The organism is Solidesulfovibrio carbinolicus, from assembly GCF_004135975.1.
Taxonomy (GTDB): Bacteria; Desulfobacterota; Desulfovibrionia; order Desulfovibrionales; family Desulfovibrionaceae; genus Solidesulfovibrio; species Solidesulfovibrio carbinolicus.
Genome location: NZ_CP026538.1, coordinates 3889766 through 3903369 on the forward strand (window position 1 = coordinate 3889766; position 13604 = coordinate 3903369).

Sequence of the window (13604 nt, forward strand, 5' to 3'; positions counted from 1 at the left end):
GCTACTTAACGATAGATACGATGCCGGCCGGGCCAAAAAAAAACCGGCCGTCTTCCCAAAGGCTCCCAACCGGAAGCCTGCGGCGGTTTACTTTCTCACCCATGGACCAGCCTCGTTTCATTTCGTTAAACTCCAGACGACCCTTCCCGCCGCCCGTTTTTCCCCCAACCGGGCCGCTGGCGGTGTTCCGCCCGGCCATTGGGAGATCCCATGCCGGGCATTCTTCAAGACCCGTGCCCAAACCGAGGGCTGCCAAGACAATTCCAAAGCCGCCCCCTTCCGTGGTAGGCTCGGCCATCCGTCCGTCCAAGGAGAGGCCATGGCCCAGCTCGACGCCTTTTTTAAGATGCTCAAGGATACCGGAGCCTCGGACCTGCACCTCTCCAGCGGCTGCCAGCCCATGCTGCGCCTTAATGGCCGTCTGGAACGCATCAAGTACAAGGTGCTCGAAAACGAGGAATTAAAGACCCTGCTCTATGAGATCGCCCCCCAGCGGCTGCTGGCCGTTTTCGAGGAAACCGGCGACCTCGACTTCGCCTACGCCGCCCCGGGGCTGGGGCGGCTTCGCTGCAACTATTTTCGCCAGGAGCGCGGCGTGGCCGCCGCCTTCCGGGCCATCCCGGAAACCGTGCCGACGCTTTCCGACCTCGGCCTGCCGGACATCCTGGGCGAGTTGGCCATGCGCCCCAAGGGGCTGGTCCTGGTCACCGGCCCCACCGGCTCGGGCAAGTCCACGACGCTCGCCGCCATGCTCCGCCACGCCCTTGAAGCCCGGCGCGACCACATCATCACCGTGGAAGACCCCATCGAATTCCTCCACGCCTCGGCCGGGTGCCTGATCAACCAGCGCGAGGTGGGCCGCGACACCCGCTCCTTTGCCGCCGCCCTGCGCGGGGCCCTGCGCGAGGACCCGGACATCATCCTGGTCGGCGAAATGCGCGACCTCGAAACCATCGAGCTGGCCCTGGAAGCGGCCGAGACCGGCCATCTGGTGCTGTCCACCCTGCACACCGTGTCGGCGGCCAAGACCATCGACCGGGTCATCGACGTCTTCCCCGGCGACCGGCAGGCGCAGATCCGCTCGGCCCTGTCGGAATCGCTCACCGCCGTCATCTCCCAAACGCTGCTGCGCCGGGCCGACGCCCCGGGCCGGGTCATGGCCATGGAGCTGCTTCTGGCCAACACCGCCGTGCGCAACCTCATCCGGGAAAACAAGATCTTCCAGATCAACTCCGTGCTGGAGACGGCCAAGGCCCAAGGGATGCGCACCCTGGACGACTCGCTGCTGGAGCTCTTGGCCGCCGGACGCATCGAACCTGCCGACGCCCTGCGTAACGCCGTCAACAAGACCCGGTTCGAAGGCCTCACGTCGGCCCCGGCCGCTTCGGCCTAGCGTTGCGCCAGGCCACAAAATGCGGCAGTGTTCGCCAGGAAAAATGACCGGTTGCGACGCGCCCCGGCCCGGCGAGAAACCTTTTTAAGGACAGGAATCCAGGCAAACCGTGGAGCACGCCCTTCTCGACGCTCTCGTGGGCCAGGCCCTTGCCGCCGCGCCCCGGGCCTCGGATCTGCTCTTCCCCCCGGCCGGCACGGCCGGCGTGCTGGTGGACGGCGCGTTCACGCCCCTGCCGGCCCTGGCCGGCTCGCCCGCGCCGATAGAGACCGACGCCCTGGCCCGGGAGCTGCTCGGGCAGGACGCCCGTCTGGCCGCCGACCTTGCGCGCCTTGGCAGTTGCGACGTGTCCTACCGCCATTCCTCGGGCTGGCGCTTTCGGGCCAACATCCACCGGGCCGGCCAGGGCCTTGGGCTGGTCTTGCGACGCTTGCCGGCCGCGCCCGCGCCCCTGGCCGCCTTGACGCTGCCCCCGGCGGCGGCCCGGCTGACGGAGCTGGCCGAGGGGCTGGTCCTGGTGGTCGGGGCCACGGGATCGGGCAAATCCACCACCCTGGCCGCCCTGGCCGCCGCCATCCTGGCCGCCCGGCCCGTCCACGTCGTCACCCTGGAAGACCCCATCGAATGCCTGCTGCCGCCCGGACGCGGCATCGTCACCCAGCGCGAACGCGGCACGGATTTCCCGGATTTCGCCGAAGGCCTGCGGGCCGCCCTGCGCCAAGCGCCCCATGTCATCATCCTGGGCGAAGCCCGGGACCGCGACACCCTGGACGCGGCGCTCACCGCCGCCGAGACCGGCCATCTGGTGCTGGCCACCCTGCATACCGCCGATTGTTCCGGGGCGGTGGAACGTATGCTGGCCTGCTTCGGTCCGGCCGAGGAAAAGCTCGCCCGCAACCGGCTGGCCGGTTCCCTCAAGGCCGTGCTGGCCCAGCGGCTTTTGCCGCGCATCGGCGGCGGCCGGGCCGTTTCGGCCGAACTGCTCGTCACCACCCTGCGCCTGCGCGAACGCATCGCCTCCGGCGAGGCGACAAGCCTTGGCGTCGCCGACATCATCGAACAGGGCGCGCCCTACGGCATGGTGGGCTTCGACGCCTCCACGGCCGCCCTTTTCGCCGCCGGCCTTATTACCGAAGAAACCGCCCTGGCCCGGGCCTCGGACCGGGCCGCCCTGGCCCGGGGACTGGACGCGGTCAAGGCCGCCCGGGGACAGGCCGTCTCCACCATCACCGGCCTGCGCCTGGAGGGCGAGTGACCAGGGCGCGCGGCCCCCTGGCCGCCCTTGCCAGCGCCCGCCGCCCGCCCCGTTTCGGGGTCCGGACGACGCGCCGACAGCCGGCCCCGCCCTCTTTCCATTTCGCCAACGACAAGGGCGCGTGACCATGGACCGCATCGCCGCGCTCCTTGTCCATCCCGATCCGGCCGTGCGCACGGCGCTGCGGACCGAGCTTTGCCGCGTCGACTTCATCCGAGTGTTGGGCGAGGCGGCCGACGCCTACGAAGCTTCCGAGCTGTTGCGCGCCATTCCCTACGGCCTGCTCTTTTGCGGCGTGGACCTTGGGGGGGAAATGGGCGGCTTCGAGCTGGCCGAGGCGCTCGCCGCCGCCAAACGCCAGCCCGGGCTGGTTTTCATCGCCGCCGACGAAACGCGCGCCTTTCGCGCCTTTGAACTGGGCGCGGCCGACTATCTGCTGTGGCCGTTCACCCCCCAGCGTTTCGCCCAGACCCTGGACCGGCTGGCCCGGTTCCGGCCGGCCTTCCGCGAGGCTCCGCCGCCGGAATGGCGGGCGGCCGCCGCGCCACGCCCGGGCCAGGACGACGACGGCGACGACGAGGCCGGCGGCGAGGAAACCGTGCGCCTGCCCCTGGAAGAGGACGAGGAGGACCGGTTCCTGTCGGCCCTGCGCCAGGCCTGGGACCCGCGCCACGAACGGGCCGTGGACATCGAAAAGCTGCCCATCACCCTGGACGGCCGCACCATCCTTTTGCCCTACACCCAGATCCTTTTTATCGAGGCCTACGAGGACTATTCCTTTGTCCATACCGCCAGCCAGAAGATGCTGACCTCGTATCGCCTCAAAAACCTTGAAGAACGCTTGCGGCCCCACCGCTTTTTCAGGGTCCACCGCAAATACCTCGTCAATCTCGACCAGGTGACCGAGATCGCCACCCTGCCCGGCGGCAACTTCATGCTGCGCACCGCCGGCAAAACCCGCATCGAGCTGCCCATCGGCCGCCGCCGCATCGGCGAGCTCAAGCAGATCCTCGGTCTGTGAGGGACGACATGCCCGCCAAACAAGGAACGCCGATGCCGCCGACGACCGGAACCCTGGACGCCCTGCTCGTGGAACAACGGGTGTTTCGCCCGGCCCCGGCCACGGTCATCGAAGCCAATATCAAACCCCACGACCTGGCCGAGGCCTACGCCCTGGCCGGCGCGGACCATCTGGCCTTCTGGGAAAAGGCGGCGCTCGAGCTGGAATGGCGGCGCAAGTGGGACGCCGTGCTCGACGCGTCGAACCCGCCCTTGTACCGCTGGTTTCCCGGAGCCCAGGGCAACATCGCCCACAACGCCCTGGACCGGCATGTCCATGCCTGGACCAAAAACAAGCTGGCGCTGATCTGGGAGGGCGAGGCCGGGGATTGCCGCAAATTCACCTATTTCGAGCTGTACCGCGAAGTGAACCGGCTGGCCGGGGCGCTGCGGGGCCTGGGCGTGGGGCGCGGCGACCGGGTGTGCCTGTACATGCCACCCATCCCCGAGACGGTTGTCGCCATGCTGGCCGCGGCCAAGATCGGCGCGCCCCACGTGTTCGTTTTCGCCGGCTATTCAGCCAAGGCCCTGCGCGAACGCGTAAACGACAGCCGGGCCAAGGTCGTCATTACGGCCGACGGCTTCTACCGTGGCGGGCGCATGATCGACCTCAAGGCCGTGGTGGACGAGGCCCTGCCCGGCGTGCGGCCCGAGGCGGCCGAGTCCGTGGTGGTGGTGCGCCGCACCGGCCACGACATCGACATGCAGGAGCCGCGCGACCTCTACTACCACGATCTCTTGCGCCAGGAATCGCCCGAGGCCCCCACCGAAGTCATGGAAGCCGACGAGCCGCTCTTCTGGCTGCACACCTCCGGCTCCACGGGCAAGCCCAAGGCCGTCGTCCACGGCCACGCCGGCTACATGGTCGGCGCGCACCACACCTTCCGCACGGTCTTTGACGTCAAGCCGACCGACATCCATTTCTGCACCGCCGATCCCGGCTGGATCACCGGCCACACCTACGGCGTCTACGGACCGCTTTTGACCGGCGCCACGGTCATCCTCTACGAAGGCCATCCGCTCTATCCCCAGGCCGACCGGCTGCCGAGCATCATCGAGCGCTACGGGGCCACCATTTTCTACGCCACGCCGACGCTTATCCGCATGCTCATGCGCTACGGGCCGCAGTATCCCAAAAAGCGCGACCTCTCGACCCTGCGACTGCTCGGCAGCGTCGGCGAACCGCTGGGGCCCGAGGCCTGGATGTGGCTGTACAAGCATTTCGGCGGCTCCAAGTGTCCGCTGCTGGACACCTGGTGGCAGACCGAAACCGGCATGGCCATGATCGCGCCCATGCCGATCTCGGTGCTCAAACCTGGTTCGGTGGGCAAGGCGCTGCCGGGCATCGAGGCCGAGGTGGTGGATCAGGCCGGCGCGCCGGTGGAGCCGGGCCAGGGAGGCTATCTGGTCATCAAAAAGCCCTGGCCGGCCATGTGCCTGGGCCTGGAGGGCGACCCGGCCGGCTACCGCGCCGCCTACTGGGAGCGCATCCCGGGGATGTATTTCGCCGGGGACGTGGCCCGGCGCGACGAGGACGGCTATTTCTGGATTCAGGGCCGGGCGGACGAGGTGCTCAACATCGCCGGCCACCGGGTGGGCACGGCCGAGGTGGAGGCGGCGCTGACGGCCCACCGTTTCGTGGCCGAAGCGGCGGTCATCGGGCTGCCCGACAAGATCAAGGGCGAGGTGGCCAAGGCGTTTGTCGTGCCCGATCCGGGCTGGATCGCCGCGTTCCCCGACGCCGACGCCTTCGACGCCGAGTTGCGCGCGCACGTGCGGCGCGAACTCGGCCCCATCGTCGTCATGCGGTCGGTGGAGCTGCGGGATACGTTGCCGAAGACGACCAGCGGGAAGATTTTAAGAAGGCAGTTGCGGAAGGAGGAGCTGGGGGAGGTAGGGTAGCACCTTACGGTTTTCCAGACGCCCTTGACTTGGTATCAATTGACAGTACCATAGCAACATGAACGCCAAGGCCCGTAAAACCCTGACCGCCATCTTTTCCGATCCGGTCAGATCGGATTTTGGCTGGGACGAGATTGAAGCGCTGTTTCGGGCTCTTGGGGCGGATATCCGCCAGGGACGAGGTTCGCGTATTCGCGTTGCCCTCGCCGGACAGACAGCCGTATTCCATCGTCCCCACCCACGCCCCACGTTGCTCAAAGCCGCCGTCAAAGACCTGCGCGCCTTTCTAACAAGCGCCGGAGTAATCCCATGAACATCATGAAATACAAGGACTTCATTGGCGAATTCGAATACGACGCCGAAGCCAAATTCTTCCACGGCCGCGTGGTCAATATCCGCGACACCGTGACCTTCGAAGGAGCCTCGGCCAGCGAACTCGAACAGGCGCTGGCTGATTCCGTGGAAGATTATCTGGAATTTTGCCGCGACCTCGGCCGCGAGCCAGACAAGCCGTTTTCCGGCAAATTCAATATCCGCCTGACGCCCCAGTCCCACCGACTGGTGGCGACCGCCGCCAAGGCCTGCGGCAAAAGCCTCAACGCCTTCGCCGCCGAAGCCCTGGAACGCCAGGCCCGGGCCGTGCTCGGCTAGGCCGCGTCAGCTGCGGCCGGCCGCCAAAATCCACACCCCCCCGCCCGGCGCTTGCCCCTGGCGCAATCCAGTCAAGTCTCGCCCCCCCCCACGCCAAAAAAGCCGCGACCGGCTCCGCGCCTGCCCCGTTTCCAGGGAGCGCGGAACCGCTCGCGGCTCCAAAATTCACCCCACCCTTTGCCGGGGTCCGGGGGGCTCATCCCCCCGGCGGGGTTCGGGGCAGCGCCCCGATTCTCCTCGTCGTTTTCCCTCTCCCCTTATGGCGACGACGACGTGCCGCGATAGGTCGGGGACTTCTCGATGAGATCAGCCAGCAGCAGCACCATGGACAGGTCGCGCTTGTTGTCCGCCGTCACGGCCGAGAGCACGTAATCCTTGAGCGACGCGCCCGTGGCCGGCAAATCCTCGCCGCCTCCCTGCCGGGACGTGTGCACGGATTCCATGAACGACAACAGCAGATACGGCCAGACGTCGTCATAGTAGAGATGGTAGTCGAGTATCTCCTTGATCTTCATGATCGCGTAAACAATGTTGTCCGTCTCGCGGTAGTCCCGTGTCCAGAGGTCCCGGTCGCTGATGTGCGGTCGCTTGGGAGACAACGCGGTGTCGAGCGTTTCCCGATGCGGCCGGACTACTTGGCGACGGGGTTCGAATTGCAGTATTCGAGCCATACGCCTCCCTCCCTGGGGCGATGTCGTCCGGCGTTCCTGCCGGACCCTCGCGTGGTAACCTCCTTTTCGGCCGGTCTCGGAATTCCTTTAGCGTCTCCACGGATAGTTTGTTCCAATCGCATCCTCGCAAACTTATTAAAAGAAACAATTTCACCGCCAGCCTTTCCCCGGGTAAGGGATACGCTTCAACCCCTTATTCTGGAGGATGCCATGAGCGACGCGGCCCATAAGGCCATGTGGGAAAAACTCGACCTCGACATCGAGGCCCACGACGGATTGCTGGCGGTTTTGGGCAAATTCTACGGCGACATCTATTTGTCCCAGGAAGGACGCCTCAAAGGCGCTGAATACCTCGACTTCGTCCTGTCCGAAGTCCATGGGCTGCGCATCAAGGAGATCCAGGACGCCAAGGCCGCCGGCAAGAAGATCGTCGGTACGTTTTGCGTGTTCGTGCCCGAGGAGCTGACCCTGGCCGCCGGCGCGGTCCAGGTCGGGCTGTGCGCCGGGGCCAAGGCCGGCACGGAGCTGGCCGAAACGTTGGTCCCGCGCGGAACCTGCGACCTCATCAAATCCTTTGTCGGCTTCAAGCTGGCCCGGCTGTGCCCCTACACCGAATCCTGCGACCTCATCGTGGGCGAGACCACCTGCGACGGCAAGAAAAAGGCCTATGAGGCCTTTTCCCAGCTCGCCAACATGCACATCATGGAAGTGCCGCAGTGCAAGGCCCCGTGCGACATGACGCTTTTTCGCTCGGAGCTCGTGCGCTACAAGGAAGCGCTGGAAAAGCTCACCGGCAACGCCATCACCGCTGCCGCCCTGGCCGAGGCCACCAAGGTCGTCAACGCCAAGCGCCGGGCCTTGCAGCGCCTCTCCGCCCTGCGCGCCGCCGATCCGGCCCCCATTTCCGGCCGCGACGCCCTGCTGATCAACCAGATAAGCTTCTACGACGATCCGGTGCGGTTCACGGCCAAGATCAACGAACTGTGCGACGAGATCGAGGCCCGGGTCGCCGCCGGCCAGGGCGTGGCCCCCAAAAAGACGCCGCGCCTGCTGCTGGCCGGCTGTCCCATGGCCGTGCCCAACTGGAAGCTGCCCTATCTCATCGAAAGCTCGGGCGCGGTCATCGTGGGCGAGGAATCCTGCATCGGCGAGCGCAACACCCGCGACCTCACCGACGAGACCCCGGCCGACCTGGACGGCATGCTCGACGCCCTGGCCGCGCGCTACATGCAAATTGACTGCGCCTGCTTTACCCCCAACGACGAGCGCCTGGACAACATCGCCGCCCTGGCCAAGCGCCTTGGAGCCGACGGCGTCGTCCACTACGGTCTGCTCTTCTGCCAGCCCTACGCCCACGAGGCCATGAAGGTGGGCAAGGCCATGGCGGCCGCCGGCATCCCCTATCTGGCCATCGAGACGGACTACGGCATGGAAGACGCCGGCCAGCTCAAGACCCGGGTCGAGGCTTTCGTGGAGACCCTGGCGTGAGCGAGGTCGCGGGCCTGGATGTCGGCTCGCGGGCCATCAAGCTGGTGGTGCGGCGGGAAGGGGAGACCGTCCTCTCCCGCCGCCTGCCCACCACCTTTGACCCGGCCGGCCAGCTGCAGGAACTCTTTGCGCACGGTGTGCCCAAGCGTCTGGCCGTCACCGGCTACGGCCGGGAGCTGGCCCGGGAACTCTACCCCCAGGCCCGCGCCGTCACCGAGATCAAGGCCCACGCCCTGGGGGCCGCAAGCCTTTTTCCCCAGGCCGCGACACTGCTCGACATCGGCGGCCAGGACACCAAGGCCATCGCGCTTCTGCCCGGCGGCCGGGTCGGCCGCTTCGAGATGAACGACCGCTGCGCCGCCGGCACGGGCAAGTTCCTGGAATACGTGGCCACGGCCTTCGGCCTGTCGGTTGCCGCCTTTGCCGCCCTGGCCCTTACCGGCGACGATCCGCCGCTGATCAGTTCCATGTGCACGGTCTTTGCCGAGACCGAGGCCACCACCCTCATGGCCCGGGGCGTGTCCCAGGCCAACATCGCCCTTGGGCTGCACAAGGCCGTGGCCGGCCGCACCCTGGCCATGCTCGGCCGGGTGGGACTGACCCCGCCCGTGGTCTTTGTCGGCGGCGTGGCCCATAATCCCTGCCTCGTGCGATTGGTGGCCGAGGCCGTGGGCGGCCAAGTGCTGGTGCCCGAAAGCCCGGACATGACCGGCGCTTTGGGCGCGGCCCTGTGGCTGGCTGCCGAAACGGCCTGACAGGCTGGATTTTCGCCCGCATCGTCCTTCCCCGCGCCCTTGCCCAGCGCCCCGGAAAAGCGCATAGCTCGCGTTGTCAACGACAAACGGTGATCACGTTATCCTGCATCGCGCCCTATTCCTGGCGGCCGCTGCTGGCGTCACTGACGCCGGTCGGGTCAGATAGTTTCCATGAACAATAATTTATAATTTGTAACTTGTTTTCCGGCCAGCCTCGGCGTAGCCGTTTTCACGTGAACTTCCGGCACGCCACCGGAAGCCTGGGGCGCGACGATGGCTGTTTGCTCGAACCCCTTTGTTTGATTGGAGGAAGGAACACATGAAGACGATGAAAAGCCTGGCCCTGGCCGCCGCCCTGCTCATGGGCGCGACGACCCTGGCCCATGCCGCCACGGAAGTGAAGATGACCGGCGACGCCCGCGTCTACGGCAACTTCTTCGAGGGCCGCAACTTCACCGGCTGGAACAAGACCGGCACCAAGACCGAGGACAACTTCGAAATCTGGGAGCGCTTCCGCCTGCGCTCGGACTTCATCGCCAATGAGGGCGTGAAGTTCCGCCTGGGCATCAAGGTGGAAGACACCTGGGGCCACGGCACCTTTACCGCCGCCAACCCCGAAACCGCCGTTCAGGTCGATCTGGCCTACCTGCAGTTCAAGTACCCGGGCACCGACATCGAAATCACCGCCGGTCTCCAGGACGTGAATCTGCCGCAGTCCAGCATGTTCTACATGAGCCCGGTGTGGTCCGACAAAATGGCCGCCCTGACCATCAAGGCGCCGCTTATTGAAAACACCCTGTCGGTGCTGACCGGTTTCGGCCGCCTCATCGACACCAACCGCACCTACGACACCACCACCACCCAGGTGGCCGACGAGCTCGACGCCTACTTCCTGGCCCTGCCCGTCACCATCGAAGGCTTCAAGGCCACGCCTTGGGGCATGGTCTCGGTGGCCGGCCGCAACACCGACTACACCTACAAGGACACCACCGACGTGGCCGAGTGGGGCAACAACTTCAACAACACCCTGATGTCGGCCGCCAGCGCCGCCAACCGGACCAGCGCCACGGGCCTTGGCCGTTGGAAGAACGACCAGAACCCCTACTACTGGGTCGGCGGCGCGTTTGAAGTGACCGCCCTTGATCCGGTCAAGTTCTACGCCGACGTGATCTACGGGGCCGGCGCCGCCGGCGACACCAAGGCCGCCAAGCGCGAAGGCTGGATGGTTGACGCCGGCGCGGAATACACCGGCTTCGACATGGTCACGCCCCAGGTGTTCGCCTTCTGGTCCACGGGCGAAGACAAGTCCACGAGCAACGGTTCCGAGCGCATGCCCTACATGCGGTCCTACTGGGGTCCGGGCAACAGCTTCCTGTTCGACAACAGCCAGGAGCTGGGCAAGGGTTCCAACATGTACGTGTCGCCGGTTGGCAACTACGGCATCGGCGCGTCGCTCAACAAGATGACCTTCATCGAGAACCTGACCCACCGCCTGACCTTCGTCTACCTGCGCGGCAACAACTCGGCCCGGGCCATCCGTTACGCCCGGACCTACCTCAGCAACAGCTACTTCTCCATGGGCCACGACCTGACCACCAACGAGTACCTCATGGGCCTGAACTTCGACACGAAGTACATGATCTATGAAAACCTCGCCGCGGTCCTGGAAACCGGCTGGGCCCACGGCCAGTTCCAGGAAAGCGTCTGGGGTCATCGCATGGTGAGCCAGGCCGACAGCCTCGGCAACAATGCCTGGAAAGTGGCCTTCGGCCTGACCTACAAGTTCTAGCGGACGATAAGCCATCGGCGCGCAAGGGGGGAGTCTTCGGGCTCCCCCCTTTTGCTTGGCAGGCTCCCAGGGCCGCGCGCGGCAACTAAAAAGGCGGCCCGGCCCAAGCCGAACCGCCCTTGGCGGGCCGAGGCCTCACGGCCGGGCAGCTATTCGAACTCGATTTCCAGGTTGTCCTCGCAGAAATCGAACTTGGTGGCCTTGGCCTCGGAACCGTCGGCGTACACCACCTTGATCCACTGTTCGCAATCCTGATTGTTGGTGTGCTTGGCCCAGACCAGCTTGGCGGTGCGCCCGGGTTCGATCATCGTGCCGATGTCGAACGATCCCCAACTGCCGCCGGCTTCACGCACGAGCACCTTGGTGATGCCGACATCGGACTTGTTGTGGACCTTAAACGAGTAGTCGCCTGCCACGGCGCTGCCGGCTTGGGAGAAGACGGCCAAAGCCGCGACGCCGAGCACAACGAACAATGCCTGTTTCCACCATGCAACCATGCCGACTCCTTTTCCTGGTGCTTTGCCAAGACTTTTCGCAGCAGACGAAACGCCCAAAACCACACTACATCGATAGTGAATATTGGCATTCCCCGGCTCACGTCAAGACGTGATGGCAAAGCATCATCGCGCCTTTTCCTGACAATCATGAAATGTTGCATCATAAAAACAATGGCCATTTAACCACAATTATCAAGACAACTACACAAGTGCCTGTAAGCCGTTGCGCCTCATCGCGACCTCTCGCACTCCTTCGCACGACAGTGCGGCCCCTTTACGCCCCAGCCAGGCCGCTTGCGACCCCTTCGCCCTCGCCGGCGTCGCCAGTTGGGGCAGAGGCCGCGCCGTCGGTGCCATGGCCGGCTCTCCGATCTTGATGCGCCACGTACATCGCCGGTTGCGCGCCTTGCGCCACTTGCCGCCATTTGACGGCACTTCGGCCGCTGGCGGCCACTTGCGGTTGACGCCGCGCCGTCGGCGTCGCACACTGCCCCGGCGGCAGCCGCCTGACAGCCGCCGCCGCAACATCAGCGTAAAGGAGGCCGTCATGGCCAAACAGATCGTCGTCGCCGAGGGCTCCTCGCCCCCCATCGGCCCCTATTCCCTGGGCGTGTGGGCCGGGGATCTCCTTTTTGTGTCCGGCCAGACCCCCATTGACCCGGCAACCGGCGTCGTGGCCTCGGACAACGTTGTCGAGCAGGCCCACCAGACCATCAAAAACGTGCGCGCCATTCTCGAAGCCGCCGGGCTGACCCTGGACAACGTGGTCAAGGCCACGGTCTTTATCAAAAACATGAACGACTTTGCCGCCATAAACGACGTCTACGCCAGCTATTTCCAAAAGCCCTACCCGGCCCGTTCCTGCGTGGAAGTGGCCCGGCTGCCCCGGGACGTGCTGGTGGAGATCGAAGTGGTGGCCTCGCGCTGACCCTTGACTTTGCGGGCCTGCCCGTGGATTTTTTACTATTTCCGTGCATTCGCGGGGAGGTTTGATGAACGAGCCTAAAAACGCCGAAACCGGCGGCAAGCGGTTCCGGGCGGCCCGCATTTTTTCGGTGCCTGACGACGTCAAATTCTTAGACACCCTGGAGCTGACGCGGCTGTCGGAAGCCTTCTCGGCCTGGACCGCCCGGGCCGGACGGCCCGACGTGGCCGTGTCGCGCAACCGGGTGCGCCTGATTTTTCTCATGCTGCGCCACACCGGCGCGCGCCTGGGCGAGGTGCTGGCCATAAACGACCGCGCCGACGTCAACCTGGAGAGCCTGTCGGTGATGCTGGGCGGCGGCGAGGATGGACCGGGCCGCGAGGTCCAGATTCCGGCCGAACTGGGCGAGGCCCTGGCCGCCGTTTTTGACCACCCGGCCTACGCCGGGCTTCGCGGCGCCCTGTTTCGCCTGGACCAGGGCCATGTGCGCCGCAAGTTCTACGAGCGGGCCGAGGAATGCGGTTTCACCAAGGAGCTCGTCAACCCGAGCACCATCCGCCGGTCCCGGGCCGTGGAGCTCTTGCGCGACGACGTGCCCCTGCCCGTGGTCCAGCGCATCCTGGGCCATTCCACGGCCGACCTCACGGCCGCCTTTCTCCATCTGCCCGAAGACCAGCGGCGCAAGGTCGAACGCCAAGTGCTCACCCGGGAAACCCGGCGCACCAGCGCCCGAAACGCCTTTTTCGGCCGGGTGGCCCGCATCCAGCGCGGCGACATCCAGTCCATTGTTACTGTGGAGAGCCTGGGCGGCCATGCCGTCAACGCCATCATCACCAACGAAAGCCTCAAAAACCTCGGCATCACCGAAGGCAGCTTCGTCACGGCCGAGATCAAGGCTCCGTGGGTGGTGCTGGAAGCCTGCACGGACATGCCCCGGTCCACGGCCGGCAACCGGTTCCAGGGCGAGGTGGAGCTTTTACGCCTGGGCGAGCTGACCAGCGAGGCCATCGTGGCCCTGTCCGACGGCACGCGCCTGTGCGCCGTGGTCACCACCCAAAGCGCCCGGGATCTGGAACTGCACGAAGGGCAAAAAGTCTGGGCTCTTTTTACCGCTTTTGCCGTGGTGCTCCACATGGAGTAAGATTTCGTGAAAACACGGCGGCAGCGCTGTTTTCACACGACACCGCCACGGCGGCGGGATATGCTCCGCATGGGTTTG

At 65.8% G+C, this 13604-nt stretch carries 13 protein-coding genes; 11 read left to right on the plus strand and 2 right to left on the minus strand.

Going from position 1 to position 13604, the window contains the following annotated elements:
• The first annotated feature begins 319 nt into the window (after window positions 1–319).
• The 6 genes from C3Y92_RS17360 to C3Y92_RS17385 all read left to right on the plus strand — a co-directional run bounded on the left by C3Y92_RS17360 (window position 320) and on the right by C3Y92_RS17385 (window position 6260).
• On the plus strand, window positions 320–1393 hold the full coding sequence (locus C3Y92_RS17360; RefSeq protein WP_129354693.1) for a type IV pilus twitching motility protein PilT: 1074 nt from the start codon (window positions 320–322) through the stop codon (window positions 1391–1393).
• Between the two features lie 109 nt (window positions 1394–1502).
• Window positions 1503–2648, plus strand: a complete 1146-nt coding sequence (locus C3Y92_RS17365; RefSeq protein WP_129354695.1) for a type IV pilus twitching motility protein PilT — start codon at window positions 1503–1505, stop codon at window positions 2646–2648.
• A 127-nt stretch (window positions 2649–2775) separates the two neighbouring features.
• Window positions 2776–3669 carry a LytR/AlgR family response regulator transcription factor gene (locus tag C3Y92_RS17370; RefSeq protein WP_129354697.1) on the plus strand — a complete coding sequence of 298 codons (894 nt, stop codon included), beginning with the start codon at window positions 2776–2778 and terminating at the stop codon, window positions 3667–3669.
• Between the two features lie 32 nt (window positions 3670–3701).
• Entirely contained in the window at window positions 3702–5609 is a 1908-nt protein-coding gene (gene acs, locus C3Y92_RS17375) for an acetate--CoA ligase (protein ID WP_129354699.1), read from the plus strand.
• Between the two features lie 58 nt (window positions 5610–5667).
• Window positions 5668–5922, plus strand: a complete 255-nt coding sequence (locus C3Y92_RS17380) for a type II toxin-antitoxin system HicA family toxin (RefSeq protein ID WP_129354701.1) — start codon at window positions 5668–5670, stop codon at window positions 5920–5922.
• Window positions 5919–6260 carry a type II toxin-antitoxin system HicB family antitoxin gene (locus C3Y92_RS17385; RefSeq protein ID WP_129354703.1) on the plus strand — a complete coding sequence of 114 codons (342 nt, stop codon included), beginning with the start codon at window positions 5919–5921 and terminating at the stop codon, window positions 6258–6260. Before C3Y92_RS17380 ends, C3Y92_RS17385 begins: the two co-directional genes overlap by 4 nt.
• A gap of 257 nt (window positions 6261–6517) precedes the next feature.
• Here the strand turns inward: C3Y92_RS17385 and C3Y92_RS17390 are convergent, their stop codons facing one another.
• Entirely contained in the window at window positions 6518–6931 is a 414-nt protein-coding gene (locus C3Y92_RS17390; protein ID WP_012750229.1) for a hypothetical protein, read from the minus strand.
• Window positions 6932–7141: 210 nt separating this feature from the next.
• On the opposite strand from C3Y92_RS17390, the gene C3Y92_RS17395 reads away from it, so the two are divergent.
• From C3Y92_RS17395 to C3Y92_RS17405, 3 genes are all read left to right on the plus strand, one after another.
• Window positions 7142–8419, plus strand: coding sequence for a double-cubane-cluster-containing anaerobic reductase (locus tag C3Y92_RS17395; RefSeq protein ID WP_129354705.1), 1278 nt, complete (start codon window positions 7142–7144; stop codon window positions 8417–8419).
• Window positions 8416–9174 carry an acyl-CoA dehydratase activase gene (locus C3Y92_RS17400; protein ID WP_129354707.1) on the plus strand — a complete coding sequence of 253 codons (759 nt, stop codon included), beginning with the start codon at window positions 8416–8418 and terminating at the stop codon, window positions 9172–9174. Before C3Y92_RS17395 ends, C3Y92_RS17400 begins: the two co-directional genes overlap by 4 nt.
• A 319-nt stretch (window positions 9175–9493) precedes the next feature.
• Window positions 9494–10963, plus strand: a complete 1470-nt coding sequence (locus C3Y92_RS17405) for an outer membrane homotrimeric porin (RefSeq protein WP_129354709.1) — start codon at window positions 9494–9496, stop codon at window positions 10961–10963.
• A 149-nt stretch (window positions 10964–11112) separates the two neighbouring features.
• On the opposite strand, the gene C3Y92_RS17410 is transcribed toward C3Y92_RS17405, so the two are convergent.
• A complete protein-coding gene (locus C3Y92_RS17410; protein WP_235669530.1) occupies window positions 11113–11460 on the minus strand; it encodes a hypothetical protein in 348 nt (115 codons plus the stop codon).
• Between the two features lie 547 nt (window positions 11461–12007).
• Here C3Y92_RS17410 and C3Y92_RS17415 point away from each other — a divergent pair.
• On the plus strand, window positions 12008–12388 hold the full coding sequence (locus C3Y92_RS17415; RefSeq protein WP_129354713.1) for a RidA family protein: 381 nt from the start codon (window positions 12008–12010) through the stop codon (window positions 12386–12388).
• A gap of 64 nt (window positions 12389–12452) precedes the next feature.
• A complete protein-coding gene (locus tag C3Y92_RS17420; RefSeq protein ID WP_129354715.1) occupies window positions 12453–13526 on the plus strand; it encodes a TOBE domain-containing protein in 1074 nt (357 codons plus the stop codon).
• Window positions 13527–13604 lie beyond the last annotated feature (78 nt).

Excerpts from the sequence above, each read along its gene's own strand:
- C3Y92_RS17360 (WP_129354693.1), top strand. The coding sequence starts at position 320 with ATGGCCCAGCTCGACGCCTTTTTTAAGATGCTCAAGGATACCGGAGCC.
- C3Y92_RS17410 (WP_235669530.1), bottom strand. The coding sequence starts at position 11,460 with ATGGTTGCATGGTGGAAACAGGCATTGTTCGTTGTGCTCGGCGTCGCG.
- C3Y92_RS17415 (WP_129354713.1), top strand. The coding sequence starts at position 12,008 with ATGGCCAAACAGATCGTCGTCGCCGAGGGCTCCTCGCCCCCCATCGGC.
- C3Y92_RS17405 (WP_129354709.1), top strand. The coding sequence starts at position 9,494 with ATGAAGACGATGAAAAGCCTGGCCCTGGCCGCCGCCCTGCTCATGGGC.
- C3Y92_RS17380 (WP_129354701.1), top strand. The coding sequence starts at position 5,668 with ATGAACGCCAAGGCCCGTAAAACCCTGACCGCCATCTTTTCCGATCCG.
- C3Y92_RS17390 (WP_012750229.1), bottom strand. The coding sequence starts at position 6,931 with ATGGCTCGAATACTGCAATTCGAACCCCGTCGCCAAGTAGTCCGGCCG.
- C3Y92_RS17385 (WP_129354703.1), top strand. The coding sequence starts at position 5,919 with ATGAACATCATGAAATACAAGGACTTCATTGGCGAATTCGAATACGAC.
- C3Y92_RS17395 (WP_129354705.1), top strand. The coding sequence starts at position 7,142 with ATGAGCGACGCGGCCCATAAGGCCATGTGGGAAAAACTCGACCTCGAC.
- acs (WP_129354699.1), top strand. The coding sequence starts at position 3,702 with ATGCCGCCGACGACCGGAACCCTGGACGCCCTGCTCGTGGAACAACGG.
- C3Y92_RS17370 (WP_129354697.1), top strand. The coding sequence starts at position 2,776 with ATGGACCGCATCGCCGCGCTCCTTGTCCATCCCGATCCGGCCGTGCGC.
- C3Y92_RS17420 (WP_129354715.1), top strand. The coding sequence starts at position 12,453 with ATGAACGAGCCTAAAAACGCCGAAACCGGCGGCAAGCGGTTCCGGGCG.